The following is a 21,794-nucleotide window of genomic DNA, read 5'->3' as shown; positions in this document are numbered from 1 at the left end:
ACCCCCTCCGATGAAGAATCTACCCCTTCACGTAAAAATCATTATCGGCCTCATCCTAGGTATAGTATGGGCCGTTTTTTCCAGCTATTTCGGTTTTAGTGATTTCACCCTCGATTGGTTGAAACCCTTTGGTGATATATTCATCAATATCCTTAAAATGATTGCCGTTCCACTCGTGCTATTCAGCGTGATTGGTGGAATTAATAGTCTAGGTGGAGGTTCGGCTTTAGGTCGACTGGGAATGAAAACGCTTGGTTTTTATTTGGTAACCACGGTGATGGCCATTTCGATCGGACTCGTTTTCGTGAATCTCATTCAGCCAGGAATCTTTGCAGGGGAGAAGAACCTCGTGGTCAATCGCATCAAGTATGAGATGTGGGCCGTAGAGAATGGAGTGGAGCTCAAAGACAACAAGAGTTACCTGACCAATCCGGAGTATGCTAGTTATGTCGAAGAGGCCCGCGCCAAATTCACACTAGAGAATGACCCGGACAAAATGGATGAGAAAGTAAGAGCCGCCATGGAAAGTGCCGGTAAGCAAAAGGATAAAGGTCCGCTTTCCTTCATCGTGGAAATGGTGCCTAGCAATATTTTCAAGTCGTTTACCGAGTATCAGATGTTGCAGGTTATCTTTTTTGCTATCTTATTTGGACTGGTGATGGTCGCGTTACCCGAGCAGAAAGTGGCGCCCATGAAGGGTTTTGTTGACTCGGCGAATGAGATTTTCATCAAAATGGTTGACATGGTGATGAGCCTTGCGCCGTTCTTCGTTTTTGCATTGATGGCTGGCGCTATGGCCGAATTAGCGGGAGACGACCTAGGTGCTATGCTGAATACCTTCAAGGCACTCGGAGTCTATGCCTTAGTGGTTGTCGGAGGCCTTCTTGTATTAGCATTTGGAGTTTACCCATTGGCCATAGCTTCGCGAATTCGAAAGATGACCGGTTGGTCTTTTTCTCAGTCCTACATGTATTTCCTCAAGGGGATTCGTCCCGCTCAATTGCTGGCGTTTTCTACCAGTTCATCTGCGGCAACCTTGCCCGTTACGATTGAATGTGTGAACGATAACCTGGGAGTAGAAGAGGAAGTGTCAAGTTTCGTATTGCCCATTGGAGCAACCGTGAATATGGACGGAACCAGTTTGTATCAGGCTGTTGCCGTTGTATTCCTCGCGCAACTCCACATGGTAGATTTGGATTTTGCCCAGCAACTTACTATTGTATTGACGGCTACACTTGCTTCCATCGGTTCGGCGGCTGTTCCTAGCGCCGGACTCATCATGCTGGTACTCGTTCTATCTTCCGTTGGATTGAATCCGGCGTGGATTGCTATCATATTCCCGATTGACAGAATCCTTGATATGTGTAGGACCGTAGTTAATGTGACTGGAGATGCCACAGTTTCTACGTTGGTAGCCGAAACAGAAAATCGAATTTCTGTCGTTACAGAGCAGAGACTATAACACAAACACCAACAAGGCCATGCGCAAATTCTTACGCTACTTTTTTGTTCTGATAGCCCTCATCGTTGCGGCTATCGTTCTCATTCCAATCATCTTTCAAGATGAAATCTTTGAGATGGTGCGAACGGAAAGTAAGAACCATATCAAAGGAGAAGTGGCTATTGGCGACATGAGCCTGAGCTTGTTCAGCGATTTTCCAAATCTCACACTCAGCGTTCAAGACGTTTCCATTACCGGCGAAGAAGTATTCGAAGGAATGAAGCTCATCGATGCGGGCGAAATTTCAGTTGAAATCGATTTGTTCTCAGCCTTTGGCGGAAACAACATCAGCATAGAAAGTATCCGAATCGCGAATTCTGATCTCTATGTACTGGTGATGCCTGACGGCACAGCGAACTACGATATCATGAAAGAGACTGGCGAAGTGGAAGAGGAGGAAGCTCCTGCTGAAGCATCCGCGCCGTATTCTCTCAGTCTAAAGGATTTTAGTCTGGATCACGTGAATCTCGTTTACGACGATCGCCAGGGTGGAATGTATGTGAATATTACAGACCTCGTACACGACTTGTCTGGTGACTTTTCAGCGGATGTGGTAGATATGGCGACCCACACGGAGATCCAAGAAATGACGGTGAGTCTCGGTTCAACGGATTACCTCCGCAGAACAAATGTGGAAGCGGACATGGATATGAAGTATACCGCCTCAGCGCAAAAGATCGAATTGGGAGATAATTCCATTCGACTAAACGGAATGAAGCTCAATGCTACGGGTGATGTGGTAATGGGAGATGTGATGCAACTCAACCTGAAACTCGATGCACCAAGTACGGAGTTTGCCGAGGTTTTGTCGTTGATTCCAGAGGTGTATTACAACGATTTTGATGATATCCAGACCTCTGGTTCATTCGCTTTCGACGCCTTTGTTAAAGGCACCATGGATGAGTCGGAAAGTTTGCCTGCATTCGGACTAAACCTCAAGGTGAACAATGCTTCTTTCAAATATCCTGACCTTCCTGCTGGAGCTGAGAATTTGAATGTGGAAGTTCACGTTACGAAGCCTCAAGGAACGGCAGATGCGACTGTAGTTGATATTCCAAAACTTTCAGGACTTCTCGCAGGACAACCTGTAGAAGCTAGGTTAAAGGTTGATCATCCGATCAGCGACCCGAATATTGACATGTACGCAAAGGCCAATCTCGATTTAGCCAAGGTAGCAGCCATGGTTCCACAAGAGGGCCTGAGTTATTCCGGTATGCTCCGCACGGATATAGCCGTGAAGGGGAAGATGTCAGACTTCGAAGCACAGAACGTAAATGCAGTAGAAGCCAGCGGAAATGTGCAGCTGTCCAAATTCAAGGCCGAAACCACTTCGTTCGGATTGCCGTTCGAACTCGATACTATGAACATGGATTGGCGTCCACAGCGCGTTAACGTTTCAGCCTTGAGCGGTAAGCTCGGAGAATCAGACTTCTCCGGATCGGGAACGTTAGACAACATCATGAGCTATGTAATGACGGATACGACACTTCGTGGCCGATTTGCGCTGAACAGTTCATTGTTGAATCTAGATCAACTCGCCGCTGCCGCACCAGCGGGTGAAGACGCACCAGAGGAAGAGACAGCGGAGTCTACCGGAGCAGTGCGAATACCTACCAACTTGGATATGGACCTTTCAACGAAGGTAGACCGAGTGCTCTATGACGGAATGACTATCGAAGACCTACGCGGTAAGGTTATTCTCGTCGACGGTGTGGCTGCCTTGGAGGGCGTAACCATGAAGACTCTCGACGGTACCATTGGAATGAATGGATCGTATGATTCACGACAATTACAGCCCGAGGTTCTCTTTGACATGAGCTTGAGTTCACTTGACATCGGCAAGGCACTTCAACATTTAGACATGTTCAAAGCCTATGCGCCAATTGCTCAAAGCGCAGTGGGTAAGCTCAATTCAAACTTCTCTTTAAATGCCTTCTTGGGAAGTGATATGACGCCAGACTTGAGCACGCTCAATGCATCGGGCCTCTTGAGAACTATTGGCGTTAAGGTTGAGCCAGAGGTGCTGCAAAAAGTGGCGACTACGTTGAATAATGAATCGTACAGTCGACTTCTTATCGGTGGATCTGAAATCGATTTTGCCATTGAAAATGGTCGATTGAATGTACAGCCATTCGATGTGACTCTAGGTGGTAAAAAGGCTACCGTTTCAGGAAGCAGTGGCCTGGATCAATCGATTGATTACACGATGACCACCAAGTTGCCTATTAACGGAATTAAGGTTCCGCAGGAAGTTGCTGCACTCGGACTTACAGGTGATATCGATGTGAACATCCGATTTACAGGAACGGCTACTCAGCCTAAAATTTCAACCAACTTTGGTGATATCACTTCAGGTCTTCAGACACAGGTGCAAAATGCCATTCAGGATGAAATCAACAACCAGCGCGACAATGCGATTAATGCGGTGAACGAAGAGGCGGAGAAAATCATGGAGCAGGCGAGAGCCGAAGCTCAGAAAGTGAAAGACGAAGCTAAGGTTCAAGCCGACAGAATTAGAAGTGAAGCACGCTCTGCGGCTCAGCGTTTGAGAGATGAAGCAAAGAAACAAGGCGATGAGCTCATTGCACGCGCTGGATCGAACCCCATTGCAAAAACGGCAGCCGAAAGAGCGGCGAGAGAGTTGAGAGAAGAGGCCGATGAAAAGGCGAACAAGCTTGTTTCAGAAGCAGATACTCGGGCCAACCGCCTAGAAAGTGAGGCTGCAGCCCGTGCAGATGATATTATTGCCAAAGCCGAAGAGCGCGCGAAAATTGAGAATTAATGCGATTTACCCTCGTAAGACTTACCCTCGTCCTACTCACAGTTTTTTCTTTCCATGCGCAGGCACAAATGCCTGTTCCGCTCGAGTTCGGTGAATGCGATCAGCCTTTTCCAGAATCAGACGATTGGAGCCGCAGAGGTATCAGAGCCTTGCGCAATGGCGATGAGGTAAATGCTCGGCGCTATGCACGCCTTGCCCTGGAAGCCAATAATCGTGATCCTCACGGATTCTTCCTTATGGGATACGTGGCATTTACCACCGGCAAAATTCAGGAAGCCCAAGCGAATTGGTCGCAATGCCTGGCTATTTGTCCCGATTACAATGCCGAAATGCAGTTTCTCTTGGGAATCATGAAGATTGAATCGGGAAAGACTGAAGAAGGAGAGCAATTGATTTCCACCTATCTGGAAAACCCAATGCGCAACGGCGGTTTCGACAAGGAAGCTGAGGAGTATCTCGAAAGTGCATTGGTGATCGCCGAGCTAAAGGCCAATCCTGTAGATTTTGATCCACGCGTTGTGCGAGGGGTGAGCACTCCAGCCGATGAATACCTCTGTTCAATTTCTCCCGATGGCGAAATGATGTTCTACACGCGCAGAGAGATGAAACGCGCCAGGCACAGTGGTCCCAGCGATCGTGCTCGGTTGGTGGAGACCTTTACCGTCTCTAGATTGACGCAGCGCGGTTTCGATCGTGGCGAGGATATGCCTCTTCCATTCAACGACAATTACAACGAAGGTTCGCCTACGATTTCGGCCGACAATCGAATTTTGGTTTTTACATCTTGTGAGCTGATGCCGAATGATTACAAGAACTGCGACTTGTACTATTCAGTTCGAAATGGGGAAACTTGGTCGCCTATTCAGTCGTTAGGTTCGAATGTAAACAAGGCAGATTCATGGGAAAGTCAGGCGACGATTTCCGCCAATGGAAACCGCATCTACTTTGCGTCGAACCGCGAAGGTGGAGTAGGGGGATTAGATATTTGGATGATCAATCGCCGTCCCGATGGAACCTGGACCGATCCTATAAATCTTGGTGAACCCGTGAATACCCCTGGAGATGAGAAATCGCCGTTCATTCACTCCGATTCAAAGACACTCTATTTCGCCAGTACAGGTCATCCAGGCATGGGAGGCTGGGATGTCTTCTACGCGCGTCAGAACAGTAGTTTGGAATTTGAGCAACCCGTGAACATTGGCTATCCTATCAACAATACCACGGATGAGCTTGGCCTCTTTGTAGACCTCGATGGCGTTACGGCGTATTTCAACAGTAAAGATTTGCGTGGCCCGGGCGGCTGGGACCTATATCAGATTGATTTACCAGAGGATGCACGTCCGGAAGAAGTAGCACTTGTACGTGGTACCCTGCGAGATGAAGCAGGAGAGATAGTGACGGATGCTGATTTGGTCTTGAAGAACATTTCCACTCAAGAAGAAACGCGCATTGATGTGGATGATGAAAACGGAGAATATACCGCCGTAGTAACGTTAAGTGAAAATGAAGACGTCATTTTGAAGGTAGACCGAGAGGGAGCTGCTTTCAGTTCGAAATACATTGATGTGGACGATACCCAAAGCGGAGTAGTGGAAGGTGACCTCGAAGTTGCGGAACTATCCGTAGGTCGAGAGTACCGTTTGAACGACATCAACTTTGCAACAGATTCGTACGAATTATCGCAGAATGCACGCACCATCATTCGCGAATTTGCCATTTTCTTGGAGGAAAATCCGTCGGTGAAAGTCGACATACAAGGACATACCGACAATGTAGGAGAGGACGCCAGCAACCTGACACTTTCGAGAAACAGGGCACGTGTGGTTTATGAGTTTTTGCTCGATCTGGGGATTGCTGCAAATCGGATGTCACACCACGGATTCGGAGAGCAGAAGCCGGTTGAGTCGAATGCTACTGAAGCTGGAAGAGCGAAAAACCGCCGCACCATCTTCGTCATAAAGGAAATCTAGAAACTACAGAGAAGCTTCGCCAAGGAGCTTGATAAGCGATCGTTTAAAGAAGAACGCGGCTTCGGTTTCGGTATCGAATTCGTAGTTCTTCTTGGAGATTTGTATTCCCCAGAAATAGAAATGGATTGACACAATATATCGGTGTCCGTTAACGGAAGCTAACAGGATGCCCAACTTTCCGTTGAGTCTTTTATCGATGATGCGGTAGCCGCGTGTAGTAGTATGTGCCATAAACTAAAAAAGCCGCTACAAAGTAGCGGCTCTAGTATTAGGAGGATGTAAATACTACATTCTCTTTTCCTTAATACGTGCGGCCTTACCGGTACGCTCACGCTGATAGAAAATACGTGAACGACGTACTTTACCACGCTTGTTGATTTCAATCTTTTCGATTCCAGGAAGGTTGATTGGGAAGATACGCTCTACACCAATGTTTCCTGACATTTTGCGGATGGTGAACGTTTCAGTTACACCAGTACCACGACGCTGGAGAACAACCCCACGGAAGAACTGAGTACGAGTCTTCTCGCCCTCTTTAATCTGGTAATACACAGTGATTGTATCACCTGCTGAAAATTCTGGAAGATCTTTGCGTTCAATGAACTTATCTTCTACGTAAGAAATCAGATCCATCTTTCTGACTATTAATGTGTTCAATCGCGAGTTAACATTCACAACTCTTGCCAGAGGTTAACCCCACGTCAGCAATTCTTTGGTACCTGCCTCCGAATTGGGCTGCAATATTACGATGATTTTTCTAAAAAGGGAGGCTAACTGCCTCATTTTTTGTCGTCCAGCAAATCGGGACGACGATCCTTGGTTCGTTGCACGGCTTGATCGTGACGCCAATCTTCAATTTTCTTGAAATCGCCACTGCGAAGCACCTCCGGCACTTCCCATCCTCTAAACTTTGCCGGTCGCGTGTAAACAGGCGGTGCGAGCAGATTATCTTGGAAGGAATCTGTCAAGGCCGACGTTTCATCATTTAGAACTCCAGGAAGAAGTCTGATAACGGCATCGCTCACTACCGCGGCAGCAAGTTCGCCTCCACTTAGTACAAAATCACCGATGCTCAACTCAAGCGTGATGAGGTGATCGCGAACGCGCTGATCCACTCCTTTATAGTGTCCCGCGAGGATAATGATATTCTCCACCAAAGACAGCGAGTTGGCGTGACGTTGATTGAAGGTCTGCCCGTCCGGTGTCATGTAGATAATCTCGTCGTACTTCCTCTCCGCCTGCAGTTCTTCCACGCATGCGAAAATGGGCTCGGCCATCATGACCATTCCAGCGCCACCGCCGAATTGATAGTCATCCACCTGCTTGTGTTTACCAAAACCGTACTCGCGGAGGTCGTGTAGATGTACTTCTACCAGGCCTTTGTCTTGCGCACGTTTGAGAATGGAGTGCTCAAATGGACTACGGAGAAGCTCGGGTAGAACCGTGATTATGTCGATACGCATTACTTCAATCCGATTTCGCGAAGTCTCTCGTCAAGATATTCTCCAGCCGTCATGTCGTTGTATTGCTTCTCATTTTTCGATGTGATGCACGACTCAAGGCATGTCAGATCCATTTCTGAAATAGGGTGCAAGAAGAAAGGAATGCTGAAACGAGAGGTTCCCCATTTCTCTTTTGGTGGGTTTACCACGCGGTGGGTTGTAGAACGAAGTACGTTGTTCGTGAGGCGCTGAAGCATGTCACCAACGTTTACTACAACGGCGTCTTCAGAAACATTCACCCCAATCCAGTCGCCTGCCTTGGTCTTTACTTCAAGTCCTTCAGCCGATGCGCCCATCAACAAGGTGATGAGGTTGATGTCTTCGTGCTCTGCCGCGCGAACTGCATCTTTCGGTTCTTCTGTGATTGGTGGATAGTGAATAGCTCTTAGTATGGAGTTGCCGTTCTCAATCTTGTCTTCAAAGTAATTCTCCTCCAAGCCTAAGTAAAGAGCAATGGCTTGAAGCAATTCGCTTCCCGCTTGTTCGAGTGTTTTGTAGGCTTGCATTCCCGCAGGGTTAAACTGGGGTAGCTCGCTTACGCTTACATTCTTAGGGTATAAATCGGCCAACGCTGGATTGTTCTTCACGCTTTGTCCAAATTGGAAGAACTCTTTGAGGTCACCAGCATTGTGGCCCTTTGCATGCTCTTTTCCAAATGGAGTGTAGCCGCGTTGTCCAGCCAATCCATCAATATGATATTGCATTTTAACGTCCTCTGGGAGGGCGAAAAACGACTCTACTTGTTCGTATAGATTCTCACGGAGAGCCTCGCTCAAACCGTGATTTGTAACGGTCACAAATCCAATCTCTTCGTAGGCCTGCCCAAGAGCTTTGATAAACTTGTTCTTGCGCACTGAATCTCCAGAACGAAAGTCCTGTAGGTCAACGGTCGGAATACTGCTTAGTGCCATAGATGTGTGGGTTAAGGGGCAAAGGTACGAACTGCAAGTTGGGTATTTTAGAACGAACCTCCCATTAAATATTCACATTTATTGCGCGCATTTGTGTAGATGTGAACGAGACCTCATTACATTTGGATTTCGTTTGCAAACACAAGAAGAAAAGGCAAAACAAACATGACAGACGGTCAACCTGCTCTTACCAGAGAAGAGCAAATTGAATTATATAAGGCCATCATTACCCCGCGTAAAATCGAAGAGAAGATGCTCATTCTCCTTCGTCAGGGTAGAATTTCTAAGTGGTTTTCAGGATATGGCCAGGAAGCCGTTTCCGTGGGCACTTCTATGGCCATGCAAGACGACGAGTACATCTGTACGATGCACAGAAACCTCGGTGTCTTTACAACGCGCAACGTTCCGCTAGACAGACTCTTCGCGCAATTCCAAGGAAAGGCTGAAGGATTCACCAAGGGACGCGATCGTTCATTCCACTTCGGTACCAACGAGCATAGAATCGTTGGAATGATTAGTCACCTTGGCCCACAACTCGGCGTAGCTGACGGTCTCAGCCTCGCACACAAGTTGAGCGGTGAGCAGAAGATCAGCATGGTGTACACCGGCGATGGTGGTGCATCGGAAGGGGATTTCCACGAAGCGCTAAACGTAGCATCCGTATGGCAACTCCCCGTACTATTCGTTGTAGAAAACAACCAATGGGGCCTTAGCACGCCGTCTAGAGAACAATTCAATTTTGATTCATTCACAGTAAAAGGTCCGGCTTACGGAATGGAAGCTTATACGGTGGATGGCAATGATATTGAAAGCGTTTACCGCACCACGAAGGCCCTTGCCGAGAGCATGCGCACTCGTCCACGTCCTGTTTTGTTGGAGTGCAAAACGTTCAGAATCCGCGGACATGAGGAAGCTTCGGGAACGAAGTACTATCCCGATGGCTTGATCGACGAATGGTCGAAGAAAGACCCAGTAGAAAACTACGAGAAGACACTTATTGAAGCTGGGATTCTATCTGCTTCTGAGGCAGATGAAATCAAGAAGGCGGCAGTAAAGCACATTGCCGATATGCTCGAGAAGGCCGATTCGTATGAGAAGATTGTATTTGATGCAGAGGTAGAGCTAGGCGATGTTTATGCCGATTTCAAGAATGAAGAGGTAAAGCCGTCGTCAGACGAAACGAAACCTATGCGAATGATTGATGCCATTCACGATGCTTTGGACCTTGCGATGGACAAGCACCAGAACTTGGTGTTGATGGGGCAGGACATTGCGGATTACGGTGGCGTTTTCAAGGCCACTGATGGATTAATGACGAAACATGGCAGTGACCGCGTTCGCAATACTCCACTTTGCGAAGCGGCGATTGTGGGTACGGGACTTGGACTTTCAATTCAAGGCTACAAGTCTATGGTTGAAATGCAGTTCGCCGACTTCGTTACCGAAGGATTCACGCAGATCGTAAATAACCTCGCTAAGATTCATTGGCGTTGGGGACAGAAGGCGGATGTTGTTGTTCGAATGCCTACGGGTGCTGGAGTAGCGGCGGGACCGTTTCACAGTCAGAGTAACGAAGCCTGGTTTACGCACACCCCTGGCTTGAAGGTGGTGTATCCAAGTAATGCTGCGGAGGCGAAAGGATTGCTTCTTCAGGCATTTGAAGACCCGAACCCTGTTATGTTCTTTGAGCATAAAGGCATCTACAGAAGTGGGGAGATGGAAGTTCCGGTCGGACATTACACGCTACCGTTCGGGAAGGCGAGCGTTGTTAGATCAGGGCAAACAGCCACGATTATCACCTATGGAATGGGCGTAGTTAAGTGCAAAAAGCTCTTGTCTGAAGTTGAGGAATTCGCTGATATTGAATTGATTGACTTGAGAACGTTGGTTCCGTGGGATAAAGAAACCGTGTTGGAAAGTGTATCGAAAACCGGTAAGGTTTTGTTGGTGACGGAAGATGTGAAATCGGGTTCCTTTATCCACGACATTTCGAATGAGATTCAGGCTGAAGTATTCGATCACTTGGACGCGCCGGTAATGACGTTAACGTCGATGGATACTGCGGTTCCGTTTGCTCCAGAACTAGAGGAAGGCTTCTTGCCTTGGTCAAAATTGGAAGCTAAGATTCGACAACTTCTTGACTATTAGAAAGATTTAACTCTTTTGTGTTACTTTAGACGCCGAGAGACAAATTTATAAAAGAGAGATATGGCAAGAGACAACATCACTCCTTTGCAGATTGTGGGCAAGATTCGTGAGAATCAAAATACGAATAAGACGTTGAAGTCCCTATTTGCAGGACAGTTCTTGGGCAAATTCAGCACAGATGAGTTGAATGGCCTCAAGAAGAGTATTGACAAGATTATCGACAAGCAGAAGCAGGCAGAAGTTGATGAGCACATCGATTATCTGAAGAGCCTTGGTTACAAAGTATCCAAGAAGTAATTGTTGAGATCAAAATGAAGAATCCCGCCCAGTGTTACTGAGGCGGGATTTTTTTTTGAAAAGGATATCTCACGATTCCAGCATGTTAAGTGAAAGCGAAGAAATTATTTTCATTTTTTTGCCCTACACCTCTTGCAGGTTCTCGGATGTGGTCTATATTTGCACCCGCAATCGCAACAACGATAGCACTACAGAAAGGGTGATTAGCTCAGTTGGTTCAGAGCATCTGCCTTACAAGCAGAGGGTCGGGGGTTCGAATCCCTCATCACCCACCAAGAGGAAGCCTCGCGAAAGCGAGGCTTTTTTTATGCCCGCACGTCAAGCTTGCTTGTAAGTGCAGGGGCGTAAAAAAAGCCGTAGCACTTCGCCGGATGGCGGAGTGCAGGCTTTCTCTTAATGAAGGTTCCCTCTCCGGATGCCGCGAGGCACGAGCGGAATCCATCGTCAACCGGAACTTATTTGGACTGAGATTGAAGCCTGCTTCGATGAGTAGGCATAAAAAAAGCACATTCCGAGCGGAGCGAGGGGCTTCTTTGAAGTGGATCCCCCTCCTTGGATGCCGTGAGGCATAAGCGGAATCCCTCATCACTCACAACCTTTGAAAACCCCGTATTCTAGTGAGAATGCGGGGTTTTTTCGTTTTCGAGATATTTTATTCACAGGAGAGGTCCACGCAAGAAATAGCATAAAAATGTATCAGAATGCAATTTTGTTGTTCAACTAATAAACCCTCTCTATGCATGAAGTGACCGTCAAGGTCTTGCTTTTCACCTATTCCAAAGAAATATTTAGAGTTATCCGATCAAGGTTAGGTTTACCCATCGCAGAAAAACAAAGAATGTTCCCCTCAATATGTACAGCTCTGCAGGGGGGGGATTGAGTGGGACTAGTAAGATTTTCATATCCGGACTCGAGCAAGATTAACGAGCGGATTAAAGAAGTTGAGTTCAAAGCGTACGAAGCTATTGAGAAGGGTTTTAGAATCGATGGGGTTGCCGAATATGTTTGCGGTGTCAGACCTTCTTTAACGAGCTTCAGTGAGGGTTTCAAGGCATCATATTCAAGGAATGAGAACTGCCGGCAGGGAAACTACAGCGACTGTTTACAATACGGCCCTGCTTCAGCTGGAGAGATGTCTCCGGAAAAATAATCTTTCGTTTAAGGATGTGACCTATTCTAACCTCCGGACTTTTCGGAACCTAAAGGAGTCCGATGGGGCCGCTAATTCAACTGTGCACAACTACCTATGTAGTATCCGAACCTTGGTAAATGAAGCAATCAATCAAGGGTATATGAACCAGGTTGACTACCCTTTCAAAAAGGGGTTGTTCCCAAAAGTAGAAGCAACAAGGAAACAAGCGTTGTCGAGAGATCAAATCCGGGAACTAGAAACATTGGACCTGTCTGGTAAACTTCCCCAAAATGGGGAAGGCTTCAGTCCAAATCGCACCTTACGCAGTAATATCATTAGTCAAGTTTTCGTCTGTGAGGATAAAGAACTGATTTACTACCGGACCAAAGAAGTCTAGGTCCATGAGAAATTGAGTTAAGACTAACTGATGAAAGGATAACGGTCTATCAGTACCATTGGGTGACCCACTTACTTCAGAGACGAAAACCAAGGGCTATATCAATGTATCCATAGTAAGGAGCGAATACCGGACCAGATTTTCCCGTAAAATTCCAACCATACGTTATTCCCAATGGAAGGGAGATGGATAAGTAACGTTTATAACGATTACGAGGAAAAAAGTAAATCATCCCGGGCTCACAATTAATCCCGACTAATAGTAAGTCCGCCTCCTCCAAATTTGATCGACCTTTTGTATTGTAATCACCTACATAGGCGACTTCATCATATACAATAACATGGTTAAATTTATAATAAGATAGAACCCCTAAATTCATCACGAATCGGAAAGGAGATGAATACTTAGTTTCGTTAGTTAGTTGAATCTGATAGCCTAAAGAAAAAGCGTCTGATGATGTATGTCTCAACAGCGCTATCCTTGTTGCATCAGTATTCTCTGCATATCCATCAAGTGACATCCAGGATCGGACAAACCCTAGAGAAAGGTTCGCAAAGGACCATCTTGATCGTCTAAAATCTAATTCTCGTAGTCCAATTAGAAAGCTTATGTTGTGCGGAGTACCGAGCCTTAATGCATTGGTCTGACCAGATGAGTTAGAGTAGAAGGTATTAAGCTGTTCCTCAGTAGGTAGTATTAACGCTTCAAACTGTTTATATCCAGTACTTAATTGAAAATAACTGTGGTTTTGAGCACTTAATTGAGGTGTGAAAAAAATAAAAAGGATAACTACGTTTTTCATTCGGTTAGTGAATAATTATCCTCCCAATTGATTCAATTCTTCCCGTTGAACGAACCAAAACAACTTCATACAACCCAGGCGCAGAGTTTTGAGGAACCTTAAAACCATTCTGCTCATAGCTTGAATTGAGAGCTATTCCAGAAGTGGACAAAAGCCTTACTTCAGCTCCGTTCAAAGCTATCCCTTCAATTACAAACTTATCTCCTACTCTAAGATTCGTAGGGTAGACGAGATTCCTGGAATTCTGAGAAGACATGTCATTCTTAAGCGTGCCTTCCATGCATGTGCTGCTATTTATCACATGCACAAGCACGGTTTCAAGTTCTCTTATGAGGCCATTACAATCACAAGTAAGGGTTACGTTGACTAGGTAGTACGAATCTGCAAGTGGATCTCCTTCGTTATCCAACCCATTCCACATGATCATCTGCAATCCCGTTTCATCCAGCCCCCCAGAACTAGTGTACAATGTGCGACCAAATAAATCTTTAACTTCTATCGAAAAATGAGTCCAGCCATTGACCCTGATAGAATAGAAATCGTTAATCCCATCACAATTAGGGGTGAACACATTTGGCAAAATTGGTGAACAAAGCTCCGGACAATTGCAATTGTCTATATTGAAGTCTACTACAGCTCCCTTCTCTATATGGACCCCTTCAGATATTTCAATTTTGGTGCCTGCTTGAAGATTTTTTATTGCACCTTCCTTCACAACTACATTTGAGGGGGTGTTACCATCAAAGTCGCCTAGTGTAATCCAGTCGTTAACAATAGTTTGATTCCAAATTGCTGGATTCTGTCCTGAATATCTCTTGTTCTCAGAATTTCCCGTACAGGTGACTTCGCAGGGAAGAGCACAATTACCTCCACAATCCACTCCCTCTTCTCCTTCGTCTCTAAAGCAGTTTGAGCAGGGAGGTACTGAAACACCTGGTTGGTTTGAATATGGGTTAAATGTTCCATCGGTGGGAATACCTGTTAAGTCTCCCACAATTTCAGGATCGAAATCATCGCAAGGAATCGAATTGAAATAATCATCATCAAAATTTCCACCAAGTCTGCCGTCATGTCCATATAATCTGTTAATCGCTTCTATGTCAAGTGTTCCTAAATCACCTCTTAGAGTATAATCTTCTAAGTACCTATACATGACGTTACTTAAACTGCTTGTTCCGTGGTGGTTAAGACCAAACAAATGGCCAAGTTCATGAGTCAAAACAGCTTCCATGCTGTAGTGACCTTTACTAGGAACAAGGTCAAAGAAGCATGCTGCGGGATGAACATATACAATAGCACTGACTAATACCGGGCCTACTCCAGGCCATGAAGAATCGTCGCATTCCCTACTAATCGATTGAAACTCAGTTCTACCAAGAAGGGGCAGTTGATCACATCGAACGTTGGTATTCAAATCCTCATTCACAGAAACGATGAGATTACCGGGCTGGATGTTAGTTAGAGCCCATGGCTCAGGAATCTGGCTAGCTCCTGTGACTTTTATATTCGCAATATTTGTTTCTCGGTTCCAATTATCCACTGCCCTATTCAAATCATCCAAATAATCATAATCTTGTATGTTTGGATCATATTCCAAGGGTAGATGAAATTCTTCGTCTAAAAAACCATCGGAGTTTCCAAATGCCGCTGGACTCAGTACTGGGTGGGGAACTGGCTCACCCGTTAACCATAAGACCCATCTTCCTATGAATACAGATCCTTCTGGAATTGGTGGATTAAATTGACCTGATGCTAGCATAGAGTAAAGCAAGAGGGAGAGAAGGAGTGATTTTTTCATAATTCCATAGAAATTTTAACGCCTGTAATCAATAAAAAATCGCTTGAGATCGACAACTAGATCAGGTGAGTCAATATCAAGACTAGGTATATACTCCTTGTAAACACCGGTTGCGAATTCATCAACATTTTCTCTTCGATAGGACTTACGCACGAGTACCCTTCCTAAATAGTTTGTTGAAGAGAGTAAGAACACTTTTTCAACACCCACTTCAATAAATGAATCAGGCACATGGTTGTTAATCAATGTGCCATTTTCCGCTTGTGACTGTCCTGAATATGATTTGACAAGAAGCGTATCACCAGCTACAATGGTTGAATCTGACTGATGCAGTACCTCGCCGACAACTAATTTACATTCTGAACGAAAGATTCTTTTTCCGGGACCTATCCAGTTATTGCATTCTATGGGCTTGGCGATTACGACCGCTTCAGCTGAAAGAAACAGACTTGCACCTCTTCCCGCTAGGCCGAAAAAGTCTTGATCATCTTTTCCTTTCAATTGAAAATAATAAAGGGCTATTGAATCGATTACTCCGCGCCGGATTGTAGAATATGATTTATTGCACGCTTGCCCCGACCATATTAATTTACCAAGCTCTCTCGCTGTGTCTCGAATTGTAGATGACGAAGTGAATTTAGTAATTCCTTCAGGGTACAATATTCCGTTCCACAAGCAAGAACTATCCACACGTTCATACAAATAGCTTACCATCGCCCGGATTTCATCATCCGAAGCAATGCTTTCTTTTTGCTGTACAATGAAGTTGCTGTGGTCTACCCAAGTATCTTGGGAATACATAGAAAAGGAAGAACAGATTATTAATACGCAAATGGTATACTTCATGGCTCTTGTTTTAGTTGTACTTCGAGTTGTTGTTCGAGTTGTTCTATGCGATCGTAAGCCTCTAATAGAAGAAGTGTCAGTTGCTCAACAGTCTCCACGATATCTTTATCCATTTCAACCACATCATAACCTTTATTCTGCACTTCTTCCGCAGCTGGAATAGAAGGAAGATGCCCATTTTGATGAATATAATTTGAAAGATAATCTATGTTCCAAGTCTCATGAGACGAGTTGAAAACGTAATCTGGCCAGTTATTCACTAAATCGACTTTCAAACTTTCTGTTCTAATGCCATCTTGGACATATAGACGGTATTCAGTTCCAGCAAGGTGGAGATTATCCGAAATAGAAACCACACCGGTATAATGTGGGTTGCCAGTAATCCGACTTGTCCCTCCTAAGGCTATTGTTCCATTGGCAGAAAGCTTAAAAATGGAAGTCCCTGAAGAATTTTGTACTTCGAAGGCAGTCAAAGAGGCATTTGATACTACGGACGAGCCCCCAGCCTTAATGAAAACTCCAGTGTTTGACGCAAAGGTGGTTGTGTTAGGGTTAACAACACTGAACATTCCAATTGACGAGTTTACATCACCAACTCTAAGGGCCGAAGCCGTTAATTTCATTATATGAGACGTGGTCCCCAACGGAGAGTTAAACGACCATAGAATGTTTCCGTGAATATCATCGAGAATGTAACTCGGGTAAGTACTTCCTGTGGTGTAGTATAGGCCAAATAATGGACCGTTCGAAACTCGAGATTGCCATCCGCCTACAACGTTGATTTTGAGCGGGTTGGCAAATAATGATGGATTTCCAAAGAATGCTAAGCCGTCTCGATTTACTTGAAATACCCGCGAAATTGATGTGCCCCCAGTAATGTTGTCAGTTAAAAATTCATCAATAGCAAGTGCATATTCGCTGCCAGAAGATTGACTAGTTCCGTCAAATCCAATATCCACGATGGAGCTGGTTTCAATCCTGAAGGCACCTAGACTTGGAGAGGCAAAGACATCCAAAGCTGCCGCAGGAGAGTTACCACCAATACCAACTCCAGACGAATAACTTGTGCCATCAATTCCTCCTGTTGGAGTGTAAATTTGACTAGAGACAGGAAGACTGAGAATGTTTAGTATTAATAGACCGAAGAGTGTCGATTTAGAATTCATAGATAAACGAGGTTAATTGAGATATTGATACTTCCACTGCAGTGGAACTCTGTTTAATCAAAGTTAAGAACTATCTATTATATAAATGTTGTTCAAATTGTTGTGGATTTTTTGGTTAAACACTTTTGTTAAAATATTGAATTATAGCTCATATACAGCTATATAGAAGTTTTCCTTACAAGCAGAGGGTCGGGGGTTCGAATCCCTCATCACCCACCAAGAGGAAGCCTCGCGAAAGCGAGGCTTTTTTTATGCCCGCACGTCAAGCTTGCTTGTAAGTGCAGGGGCGTAAAAAAAGCCGTAGCACTTCGCCGGATGGCGGAGTGCAGGCTTTCTCTTAATGAAGGTTCCCTCCCCGGATGCCGCGAGGCACGAGCGGAATCCCTCATCACCCTCGCGAATGCGAGGTTTTTTATGCTTGGATCTCTCGTGTAATCTCTAATAATCGCTCTCATGAAGACATACCTAACCACTTTTGTATGCATGTTGTCGCTTGCTTGTTATTCTCAGCAAGCCCGATTCTCCTTCCGCCCCGCTCGAACCTGGATTGAAGCAGGTGATATGTGGGCCGGACAGTTTTCTACATCGGGTGAATTTCAAATATCCGAGTCTAGATTCTACCTAGGATTCAACGTGGAAGGGATTTATGGTGTAAGGCCTAATGGTGTAACTCAAAGCGGCAGGGAAACTGTGGTAACCTCAGGAGGTACAAGTCCTTACTATGATCCGACTAATCCAATCTGGGATGATGGAATGCTACAGTTTGATTCTTCCCCCACCAAGCAAATGGCCATTGGTGTTGGCCCAAGAATATCATTTTACCCGTTGAGGTCTTCTAGACATAGTGTAGGGCTTGCCTTAGATTTTTTGGTAAGATATAATGACCAAACGTTTATTCAGTTCGAGGAAACCATACGAACTGATCAAGGAGATTTTCTTGATGTTGCTGTACCAGTTTATTGGTCATTTTTGGATTGGGCTTCCGCCATTTCTCTTGAATACACCTATTCAATTACAGAGCATTGTGCTCTTGGAGCCTTTGGTCAATTCAGAGCATCTTCGGAATACTATCAATACGGTTCGTACGGTCTCGTAACCACCTGGATGTTTTAGAAGATCTGATTTCTTATTCATCAACACAAGCCCGCCCCTCAAAGGCGGGCTTTTTAGTTTCTTGTTGATCTCTTTTGAGCAAGATTTCAACGCATAATCTGCCTATGCATAACAAAAATGAAACCTATACTACTGTTAGTCAGGTGTTTGGTGAATTAATATTATTTATATATTGGCCCTACCAAAACCAATAGACCATGAGCGTAAGAAACCAATGGGCTACCATACCCAACGCGTTATCAGCTTATAGGCTACTAGCCTTTCCCATGCTGATATTTTCCATCCTCAAAGACTATGAGCAGCTTTTCGCCATCCTCATCGTCATCAATCTCATAACCGATATCCTCGACGGTGTCATCGCCAGAGTGTTTAACATGGCAACTGAATTAGGGGCTCGGTTAGATTCCATTGCCGATTATACCACCTACGCGGCAGCCATCTGGGGTTTATTTGCCTTCAAGTGGACCTTCCTAGAGCCTCATTTGATTTCATTCTTGATTTTTCTAGGCTTGTTCTTGTCCACCATCGGATTTGCACTGGCGAAATTCGGTCGTATGCCTAGTTTACATCTGTACTCCTTCAAAATAGGAGGATACCTCCAAGGCATTTTCTTCTTCATCACATTCGCTTTCGAGTTCTACGATTGGGCGTACTATATCATGCTCATATGGTCGTACTTCGCTTTTGTGGAGCATATCACCGTACAAATCGTCATCCCAGAGATGAAGTCCAACGCCAAGGGCTTATACTGGGTGCTCAAAGAGAAGTGATATGTCAGTCTATCTCTACATCATCGCTGCACTAGCAGGTGTTGGAGCGATCATGAATGTGTTTGCCATTCGTCGCTCATCCGTAACGCCTGCTAATGCTTGGAAGAAATACGGCGTATTCGTTTCATACGTTGCGCTACTTGTATTCAGCCTCTTCCTTCATCCAGATTACAGACTATTGCTTTATGCCGTTCTCGGATGCATCGGTCTGGTTGAATTCGCTTCGCGGATATTGAGGTCCAATTGGAAAGTGGGAAAGATCCTGAGCATTCTGCTCTATCTGCAAATCATCTTAGGATTCGTTCTTTCTGCCCAAATGCCTCAAGAAACAATTGCAGACGTGATCCTGACCGTGATCGTGTTCGATAGCTTTTCGCAGCTATTCGGACAATTGTTCGGCAAAAAGAAGCTCATTCCAAAGGTTAGTCCTGGAAAGACGGTAGGCGGAACCGTAGGCGGTTTCTTTTCGGCTTTGCTCGTTTCGCTTCTTGTTTTCTATTCAAAATCATCACCTAAGAACAGTGTAGTGGGACATGTACTGATCGTTACATCCTACATTCTCTACGCGTTCCTTGGCGATTTCATAGCTTCATGGATTAAGCGCAAACTGAACATTAAAGATTTCGGCGATTGGCTTCCTGGAACTGGAGGCTGGAATGATCGCTTCGACAGTGTCTTCTTCGCATTGTCGCTCTCGTACCTATTCTCTCAACTTCTCTAATCTTGAATATCATGAGAAATTCAAATCAAACACATACTGGCATTCCTAACGGAAGTCAGACTACTTCATCGAATACCATCCCTACCGCTATCGAAGCCGTAGAGGAGAGAAGAGCGCTTCTCACTTCACTAACCAAGCTCAATCGAGGGGTTTTTCTAGGGGCTGAATCCATTGATGATTCAAACTCCTTCGTTGGAAACATCGAAAATTACGTGGGAATGACCATGGTTCCAACAGGAGTCATGGGGCCAATTGTAGTACACGGTACCAAGGCCAACGGTGAGTACTACGTGCCATTAGCTACCTCCGAAGGCGCCTTAGTGGCTTCTTACCACCGAGGAGCGAAAGCTTGCTCCGTTTCTGGCGGTGTTACTTCTATGTGCGTGAAAGAAGGCGTTCAACGCAGTCCAACTTTCGCCTTTTCTAACCTCGAAGAAGCAGGAGTGTTTATTGCATGGACGACCACCCAAAAAGAAGCATTTAAAGCCGAAGCCTCGAAAATGAGTCGCTTTGGTGAAATGCAGGACATGAAGGTCCATCTTGAATCTTCCCAAGTAACGCTCATATTTGAATACACTACGGGCGATGCGTCGGGACAAAACATGGTGACCATCTGTACCGACGCGGTTTGTCGCTACATTTTGGAGAATACGCCTGTACAACCAAGGAAATGGTACATCGAAGGGAATTTTTCTGGAGACAAGAAAGCGACGGCTTCTGCGCTTAACCACGTGAGAGGAAAGAAGGTGATAGCCGAAGTAGAGCTCAAGCCGGAGGTAGTTGCCTCCGTTCTAAAATCAAACCCTGAGAATATTGTGGAGTACTGGAAGAACTCTACGCTTAATATCATCCAAAGTGGAGCACTCGGAGCGCAAGGTCACTATGCAAATGGCCTAACAGCACTGTTCATGGCCACGGGGCAAGACGTTGCCTGCATTGCCGAAGCTGGAATGGGTGTCACCCGCATGGAAATTCGTCCTTCGGGAAACCTCTATGTATCGGTTACACTGCCTAACCTTATTGTAGGTACGGTAGGAGGGGGGACATCGCTTCCGACGCAGGCAGAATGCCTAAAGATGATGGACTGCTATGGAGCTGGAAACGCTGTGAAGTTTGCTGAAATCTGTGCAGCTACCGTGTTGGCCGGCGAGATTTCCATCGCTGCGGCCATTGCAGAAGGACACTTTACCAGTGCACACAAAAACCTTGGAAGAAAATGAGTGCGGTTCAAATATCAGACACATCGCTGCTCGCGGAGATGTCTGGAGCCTTCCTAGCTCTTTTCGGCATCTCGGAGTATTTGTACCGCAGGCTCTCGGTCCGACCAGAAATCACACGGAAGATCAGTCATATAGGTACCGGAATTTTGGTGCTCCTGTTTCCCTTAGTACTCAAATCGCATTGGGATGTGCTCATACTTTGTTCATCCTTTTTAGTACTCCTGCTACTGAGTTTTAAGTATGAGTTTTTGAAGGGTATTAACAATGTAGATAGGAAGACCTTTGGAAGCGTTCTCTATCCTGTTGGGGTGTACATCACATTTTGTGTGTACGAGGAGCTTCAGTTTTTATCAGCCTTCTACATTCCAGTACTTATTCTGGCGATAAGTGACCCTTTAGCGGCGCTAGTTGGGCGGAAGACGGGGTGGAATCCATACCGCATCTTCAGAGACGGCAAGTCCGTCGGAGGCACAATAGCGTTTCTCATATCAGCATTCGCAATAGCTGCACTTAGTTTTTCTTTGGAGGGTATGTGGAAGGAGTTAGATTCTCCCTTGATTCTTTGCGCAGCCATTGCGGTAACAACAACCGTTGCTGAAGCTGCAAGTGCCTACGGATCTGATAACCTCAGTATACCGGTTACGGGGGCGTTGTTGATTTTTATGATGACTTGAGTAAATGTGAAAGCAGTTAACTAACCGTTTACATACCGAAAATA

At 45.4% G+C, this 21,794-nt stretch carries 19 protein-coding genes and 1 tRNA gene; 12 read left to right on the top strand and 8 right to left on the bottom strand.

The window, feature by feature from the left end; genetic code table 11:
- The first annotated feature begins 10 nt into the window (after nucleotides 1-10).
- Genes F8C67_RS08450 through F8C67_RS08440 form a run of 3 tightly spaced genes read left to right on the top strand, consistent with a single transcriptional unit; the run spans nucleotide 11 to nucleotide 6,253 of the window.
- Nucleotides 11-1,462, top strand: coding sequence for a dicarboxylate/amino acid:cation symporter (locus F8C67_RS08450; RefSeq protein ID WP_151667401.1), 1,452 nt, complete (start codon nucleotides 11-13; stop codon nucleotides 1,460-1,462).
- 19 nt (nucleotides 1,463-1,481) lie between these two features.
- A complete protein-coding gene (locus tag F8C67_RS08445; RefSeq protein WP_151667400.1) occupies nucleotides 1,482-4,283 on the top strand; it encodes an AsmA-like C-terminal region-containing protein in 2,802 nt (933 codons plus the stop codon).
- A complete protein-coding gene (locus F8C67_RS08440; protein WP_151667399.1) occupies nucleotides 4,283-6,253 on the top strand; it encodes an OmpA family protein in 1,971 nt (656 codons plus the stop codon). The genes F8C67_RS08445 and F8C67_RS08440 overlap by 1 nt, the downstream gene beginning before the upstream one ends.
- A 3-nt stretch (nucleotides 6,254-6,256) precedes the next feature.
- On the opposite strand, the gene F8C67_RS08435 is transcribed toward F8C67_RS08440, so the two are convergent.
- From F8C67_RS08435 to F8C67_RS08420, 4 genes are all read right to left on the bottom strand, one after another.
- Entirely contained in the window at nucleotides 6,257-6,484 is a 228-nt protein-coding gene (locus F8C67_RS08435; protein WP_151667398.1) for a hypothetical protein, read from the bottom strand.
- 54 nt (nucleotides 6,485-6,538) lie between these two features.
- The gene (gene rplS, locus F8C67_RS08430; RefSeq protein ID WP_151667397.1) at nucleotides 6,539-6,886 is read right to left on the bottom strand and encodes a 50S ribosomal protein L19; all 348 of its coding nucleotides are present in this window, start codon (nucleotides 6,884-6,886) and stop codon (nucleotides 6,539-6,541) included.
- 146 nt (nucleotides 6,887-7,032) lie between these two features.
- Nucleotides 7,033-7,716 carry a tRNA (guanosine(37)-N1)-methyltransferase TrmD gene (gene trmD, locus F8C67_RS08425; protein ID WP_151667396.1) on the bottom strand — a complete coding sequence of 228 codons (684 nt, stop codon included), beginning with the start codon at nucleotides 7,714-7,716 and terminating at the stop codon, nucleotides 7,033-7,035.
- A complete protein-coding gene (locus F8C67_RS08420; RefSeq protein WP_151667395.1) occupies nucleotides 7,716-8,666 on the bottom strand; it encodes an isopenicillin N synthase family dioxygenase in 951 nt (316 codons plus the stop codon). Before F8C67_RS08420 ends, trmD begins: the two co-directional genes overlap by 1 nt.
- A 165-nt stretch (nucleotides 8,667-8,831) precedes the next feature.
- Between F8C67_RS08420 and F8C67_RS08415 the strand changes: the two genes are divergently transcribed.
- The 4 genes from F8C67_RS08415 to F8C67_RS14475 all read left to right on the top strand — a co-directional run bounded on the left by F8C67_RS08415 (nucleotide 8,832) and on the right by F8C67_RS14475 (nucleotide 12,640).
- Complete coding sequence (locus tag F8C67_RS08415) at nucleotides 8,832-10,814, top strand: alpha-ketoacid dehydrogenase subunit alpha/beta (protein ID WP_151667394.1); 1,983 nt, start codon at nucleotides 8,832-8,834, stop codon at nucleotides 10,812-10,814.
- Nucleotides 10,815-10,874: 60 nt separating this feature from the next.
- Nucleotides 10,875-11,111: a hypothetical protein gene (locus F8C67_RS08410; RefSeq protein ID WP_151667393.1), complete on the top strand. Its 237-nt coding sequence runs from the start codon at nucleotides 10,875-10,877 to the stop codon at nucleotides 11,109-11,111.
- A 197-nt stretch (nucleotides 11,112-11,308) separates the two neighbouring features.
- Nucleotides 11,309-11,386, top strand: a tRNA-Val gene (locus tag F8C67_RS08405).
- Nucleotides 11,387-12,148: 762 nt separating this feature from the next.
- On the top strand, nucleotides 12,149-12,640 hold the full coding sequence (locus tag F8C67_RS14475) for a phage integrase SAM-like domain-containing protein (protein WP_223277541.1): 492 nt from the start codon (nucleotides 12,149-12,151) through the stop codon (nucleotides 12,638-12,640).
- Nucleotides 12,641-12,716: 76 nt separating this feature from the next.
- On the opposite strand, the gene F8C67_RS08400 is transcribed toward F8C67_RS14475, so the two are convergent.
- The 4 genes from F8C67_RS08400 to F8C67_RS08385 are packed head-to-tail and all read right to left on the bottom strand — an operon-like array spanning nucleotide 12,717 to nucleotide 17,252.
- The gene (locus F8C67_RS08400; RefSeq protein ID WP_151667392.1) at nucleotides 12,717-13,442 is read right to left on the bottom strand and encodes a hypothetical protein; all 726 of its coding nucleotides are present in this window, start codon (nucleotides 13,440-13,442) and stop codon (nucleotides 12,717-12,719) included.
- A 4-nt stretch (nucleotides 13,443-13,446) separates the two neighbouring features.
- Nucleotides 13,447-15,240, bottom strand: a complete 1,794-nt coding sequence (locus F8C67_RS08395) for a matrixin family metalloprotease (protein ID WP_151667391.1) — start codon at nucleotides 15,238-15,240, stop codon at nucleotides 13,447-13,449.
- Nucleotides 15,241-15,255: 15 nt separating this feature from the next.
- Nucleotides 15,256-16,086, bottom strand: a complete 831-nt coding sequence (locus tag F8C67_RS08390) for a hypothetical protein (RefSeq protein ID WP_151667390.1) — start codon at nucleotides 16,084-16,086, stop codon at nucleotides 15,256-15,258.
- Entirely contained in the window at nucleotides 16,083-17,252 is a 1,170-nt protein-coding gene (locus tag F8C67_RS08385; protein WP_151667389.1) for a hypothetical protein, read from the bottom strand. Before F8C67_RS08385 ends, F8C67_RS08390 begins: the two co-directional genes overlap by 4 nt.
- A gap of 453 nt (nucleotides 17,253-17,705) precedes the next feature.
- On the opposite strand from F8C67_RS08385, the gene F8C67_RS08380 reads away from it, so the two are divergent.
- The 5 genes from F8C67_RS08380 (at nucleotide 17,706) to F8C67_RS08360 (ending at nucleotide 21,750) form a co-directional block, all read left to right on the top strand.
- On the top strand, nucleotides 17,706-18,365 hold the full coding sequence (locus F8C67_RS08380; protein WP_151667388.1) for a hypothetical protein: 660 nt from the start codon (nucleotides 17,706-17,708) through the stop codon (nucleotides 18,363-18,365).
- 197 nt (nucleotides 18,366-18,562) lie between these two features.
- A complete protein-coding gene (locus F8C67_RS08375) occupies nucleotides 18,563-19,135 on the top strand; it encodes a CDP-alcohol phosphatidyltransferase family protein (RefSeq protein ID WP_151667387.1) in 573 nt (190 codons plus the stop codon).
- A 1-nt stretch (nucleotide 19,136) separates the two neighbouring features.
- Nucleotides 19,137-19,856 (top strand): phosphatidate cytidylyltransferase, encoded by a 720-nt coding sequence (locus tag F8C67_RS08370; RefSeq protein ID WP_151667386.1) that lies wholly within the window; start codon nucleotides 19,137-19,139, stop codon nucleotides 19,854-19,856.
- 11 nt (nucleotides 19,857-19,867) lie between these two features.
- On the top strand, nucleotides 19,868-21,076 hold the full coding sequence (locus tag F8C67_RS08365; protein ID WP_151667385.1) for a hydroxymethylglutaryl-CoA reductase: 1,209 nt from the start codon (nucleotides 19,868-19,870) through the stop codon (nucleotides 21,074-21,076).
- Nucleotides 21,073-21,750: a diacylglycerol/polyprenol kinase family protein gene (locus F8C67_RS08360; RefSeq protein WP_151667384.1), complete on the top strand. Its 678-nt coding sequence runs from the start codon at nucleotides 21,073-21,075 to the stop codon at nucleotides 21,748-21,750. The genes F8C67_RS08365 and F8C67_RS08360 overlap by 4 nt, the downstream gene beginning before the upstream one ends.
- Nucleotides 21,751-21,794: the final 44 nt, after the last annotated feature.

It is taken from the genome of Phaeocystidibacter luteus, assembly GCF_008933115.1.
Taxonomy (GTDB): domain Bacteria; phylum Bacteroidota; class Bacteroidia; order Flavobacteriales; family Schleiferiaceae; genus Phaeocystidibacter; species Phaeocystidibacter luteus.
Note: the sequence above shows the minus strand (reverse complement) of the source record. Positions and strands in the feature narration are given on the sequence as shown.

Bases quoted from the DNA above. Each gene is read 5' to 3' on its own strand.
- F8C67_RS08400 (WP_151667392.1), bottom strand. From the start codon at position 13,442: ATGAAAAACGTAGTTATCCTTTTTATTTTTTTCACACCTCAATTAAGT.
- F8C67_RS08450 (WP_151667401.1), top strand. From the start codon at position 11: ATGAAGAATCTACCCCTTCACGTAAAAATCATTATCGGCCTCATCCTA.
- F8C67_RS08390 (WP_151667390.1), bottom strand. From the start codon at position 16,086: ATGAAGTATACCATTTGCGTATTAATAATCTGTTCTTCCTTTTCTATG.
- F8C67_RS08395 (WP_151667391.1), bottom strand. From the start codon at position 15,240: ATGAAAAAATCACTCCTTCTCTCCCTCTTGCTTTACTCTATGCTAGCA.
- F8C67_RS08370 (WP_151667386.1), top strand. From the start codon at position 19,137: ATGTCAGTCTATCTCTACATCATCGCTGCACTAGCAGGTGTTGGAGCG.
- F8C67_RS08435 (WP_151667398.1), bottom strand. From the start codon at position 6,484: ATGGCACATACTACTACACGCGGCTACCGCATCATCGATAAAAGACTC.
- F8C67_RS08385 (WP_151667389.1), bottom strand. From the start codon at position 17,252: ATGAATTCTAAATCGACACTCTTCGGTCTATTAATACTAAACATTCTC.
- F8C67_RS08440 (WP_151667399.1), top strand. From the start codon at position 4,283: ATGCGATTTACCCTCGTAAGACTTACCCTCGTCCTACTCACAGTTTTT.
- F8C67_RS08445 (WP_151667400.1), top strand. From the start codon at position 1,482: ATGCGCAAATTCTTACGCTACTTTTTTGTTCTGATAGCCCTCATCGTT.
- F8C67_RS08360 (WP_151667384.1), top strand. From the start codon at position 21,073: ATGAGTGCGGTTCAAATATCAGACACATCGCTGCTCGCGGAGATGTCT.
- F8C67_RS08375 (WP_151667387.1), top strand. From the start codon at position 18,563: ATGAGCGTAAGAAACCAATGGGCTACCATACCCAACGCGTTATCAGCT.
- trmD (WP_151667396.1), bottom strand. From the start codon at position 7,716: ATGCGTATCGACATAATCACGGTTCTACCCGAGCTTCTCCGTAGTCCA.
- F8C67_RS08380 (WP_151667388.1), top strand. From the start codon at position 17,706: ATGAAGACATACCTAACCACTTTTGTATGCATGTTGTCGCTTGCTTGT.
- F8C67_RS08365 (WP_151667385.1), top strand. From the start codon at position 19,868: ATGAGAAATTCAAATCAAACACATACTGGCATTCCTAACGGAAGTCAG.
- F8C67_RS08415 (WP_151667394.1), top strand. From the start codon at position 8,832: ATGACAGACGGTCAACCTGCTCTTACCAGAGAAGAGCAAATTGAATTA.
- F8C67_RS08420 (WP_151667395.1), bottom strand. From the start codon at position 8,666: ATGGCACTAAGCAGTATTCCGACCGTTGACCTACAGGACTTTCGTTCT.
- rplS (WP_151667397.1), bottom strand. From the start codon at position 6,886: ATGGATCTGATTTCTTACGTAGAAGATAAGTTCATTGAACGCAAAGAT.
- F8C67_RS08410 (WP_151667393.1), top strand. From the start codon at position 10,875: ATGGCAAGAGACAACATCACTCCTTTGCAGATTGTGGGCAAGATTCGT.